This is a genomic window from Mycobacterium helveticum (assembly GCF_007714205.1).
Lineage (GTDB): Bacteria > Actinomycetota > Actinomycetes > Mycobacteriales > Mycobacteriaceae > Mycobacterium > Mycobacterium helveticum.
The window spans coordinates 1-2735 of the sequence record NZ_VMQU01000245.1 but is presented as its reverse complement, the minus strand read 5'-3'; the positions used below and the strand labels follow the sequence as shown (position 1 = coordinate 2735).

Genomic DNA, 2735 nt, shown 5'->3' with positions numbered 1-2735 from the left:
TTCGTCCGCGAAGTCTGGCACGATCCGGATCGCTTCGACCCCTTACGTTTCGACGACCCGCGCCGCGAAGACCAAGCTCACCGCTTCGCGTGGCTGCCCTTCGGCGGTGGCGCGCACAAATGCATCGGCATGCACTTCGGCACCCTCGAGGTCAAAGCGATCCTGCACCAGATGCTGCGCACGTTCACCTTCGGCCTCGACACCGACTACCGCATCCGCTGGGACAACACATCGCTGCCGATCCCGGTCGACGGGTTACCGATCAGGCTCCACCACCGATGAAGTTAGAGTTCGCGCGGTTCCTCGCAGCCACCGAATTCCTCGACTGGAAACACGATGCCGTGCAGCAGTTCACCGAATCGGCGACACGCAACGCCACCGATTCCGTCGATAAGGCGTGCCGCATCTTCACCGCTGTCCGTGATTCGATCTGGTACGACCCGTATTCCGTCTCCGACGACCCGCGCCAGTACCGAGCCAGCGCGGTCGCCGTCGCCGAGCGCGCCTACTGTGTCCCCAAGGCGGTGCTCTTGACGGCTGCATGTCGCGCCGCGGGGATTCCGGCGCGGTTGGGTTTCGCCGACGTCCGCAACCATCTACAGACCCCGAGTCTCCGTGAACGGATGGGTGGCTCGGACGTTTTCGTCTACCACGGCTACAGTCAAATACTGCTGAATGGCCGGTGGGTCAAGGCCACACCGGCATTCAACCGCGAGTTATGCGCGCGCTTCCGCGTCGCTCCCATCGAATTCGACGGTCAGCGAGACGCCATGTTGCACGCCTACACAGGCGATAGTTCTCAACACCTGGAATACCTCCATGACCGTGGTGTTTTCGACGACCTTCCCCTCACGGAAATCATCGACGCGCTGCGCGACAATTACGGCGAACTCATCTACGAACCTCCTCCAGTGCCGGACTCATTCACCAACTAGCAGTTTGAAGGATTGTGCCTGTGCAAAGCACCATGCAGGATATCCCCTTGACCGTAGCCTCGATCGTCAGGCACGCGACATCCATCCACGCTGACAGCCAAGTCGTCACGCCGACCGGATCGGGCTACCGCACAACGACCTACGGTGCGCTCAAGCGGCGAATCAGCCAGTTGGCCAACGCACTACGGAGTCTGGGCATAACTGACGATCAGCGCGTGGCCACCTTCCAATGGAGCAATCAGGAACACCTGGAAGCCTACTGTGCGGTGCCGTCGATGGGCGCGGTGCTTCACACCCTCAACCTTCGACTCACCGCAGAACAACTTGGCTACATTTCAGATCACGCCGACGACAAGGTCATCATCGCGGACGTCTCTGTGGCACCGCTTCTAGCGAAGGCACTGCCGACGATGTCGTCGGTGCACACCGTGATCGCAGCGGGCGACGGCGACCTGGAGCCGCTGCTGGCCAGCGGTAAAAACGTGCTGCGCTACGAGGACCTGCTTGCTGATCAAGACGGCGAATTCGACTGGCCAGAGCTCGATGAGAGGTCGGCCGCGGCGATGTGCTACACCAGCGGCACTACCGGAAACCCGAAAGGTGTTGTCTACAGTCATCGTTCCACCTATTTGCACTCGCTGACTGGCTGCACACCCAACGTGCTGTCCATCGGTGAAGAAGACCGCGTCTTGGCGATCGTCCCGATGTTTCACGCGAACGCATGGGGGCTGATCTATTCCGCGCTGATGTGTGGAGCCGACCTCGTGCTGCCCGACCGATACCTGCAGGCGGCACCGTTGGTTGCCATCATCGAGGACACGCAGCCGACCGTGGCCGGTGCGGTACCGACGATCTGGAATGACGTGCAGCATTTCCTGGAATCCGAACCGGAGCACGATATTTCGTCGCTACGCCTGGTCGCCTGCGGCGGGTCGGCCGTTCCAAGGTCACTGATGGAGCACTTCGAGAGTGAATTCGGTGTCCCGATCCTGCAGGCCTGGGGGATGACCGAAACCTCGCCGCTGGCAACCGTGGCGCGCGCGCCGAAGGGGACCAACGGCGAGCGCCAATGGGAGCTACGCGCTTGTCAGGGTCGTCCCGTCTGCGGTGTCGAGATTAGGCTGCGTGGCGACGATGGCCGTACCCTGCCCTGGGACGGACGGTCTATCGGCGAGATCCAGGCCCGCGGACCGTGGGTCACCGGCTCGTACTTCGGCGACAACGACTCCGACAAGCTCGACGAAGGATGGCTGCGCACCGGCGACGTGGGTCGCATCGATCAACACGGCTACCTTACGCTTACCGACCGGGTAAAAGACGTCATTAAGTCAGGTGGCGAATGGATTTCCTCGGTCGACTTGGAGAATGCGCTCGTTGCCCATCCAGCCGTGCATGAGGCGGTGGTGATCGGCGTGCCCGACGAGAAGTGGCAGGAAAGACCCTTGGCGTTGATCGTCACGAAGACCGAAACCAGCTTGGATATCAACGAATTGCGGGTCTTCCTGGACGGCGCGGTCGCCAAGTGGTGGATCCCGGAGCGCTGGGCGTTCATTGCTGAGGTTCCCCGAACCAGTGTGGGCAAATACGACAAAAAATTGCTGAGAGCACGCCACGGCGCCGGCGAATACCAGGTCGTGTACTGCGGCTAACCCGAAAAGCCGCCAACGTCGTCAGCAGCACCTAACCGAAAGGACACCATGACAGTCGCCTCACCTTGGCTCAGCCCGGAATTGGAAGCGCTTCGTGATCTCGCCGCAAAGTTCGTTGCCACTGAGATTGCACCCCACTCAGAGCGCTTCG

The 2735-nt window shown here is 61.4% G+C and carries 3 protein-coding genes; all 3 read left to right on the top strand.

Annotated elements, in window-relative coordinates; genetic code table 11:
* The coding region (locus FPZ47_RS27145) for a cytochrome P450 (RefSeq protein WP_144957305.1) at positions 1-282 on the top strand (282 nt) is incomplete at its 5' end.
* Positions 279-935 (top strand): transglutaminase-like domain-containing protein, encoded by a 657-nt coding sequence (locus tag FPZ47_RS27140; protein WP_144957308.1) that lies wholly within the window; start codon positions 279-281, stop codon positions 933-935. The genes FPZ47_RS27145 and FPZ47_RS27140, both read left to right, overlap by 4 nt.
* A gap of 32 nt (positions 936-967) precedes the next feature.
* Positions 968-2584, top strand: a complete 1617-nt coding sequence (locus tag FPZ47_RS27135) for a long-chain fatty acid--CoA ligase (RefSeq protein ID WP_085981616.1) — start codon at positions 968-970, stop codon at positions 2582-2584.
* Positions 2585-2735: the final 151 nt, after the last annotated feature.

Coding starts and splice junctions, on each gene's coding strand:
- FPZ47_RS27135 (WP_085981616.1), top strand. CDS start 968: ATGCAGGATATCCCCTTGACCGTAGCCTCGATCGTCAGGCACGCGACA.
- FPZ47_RS27140 (WP_144957308.1), top strand. CDS start 279: ATGAAGTTAGAGTTCGCGCGGTTCCTCGCAGCCACCGAATTCCTCGAC.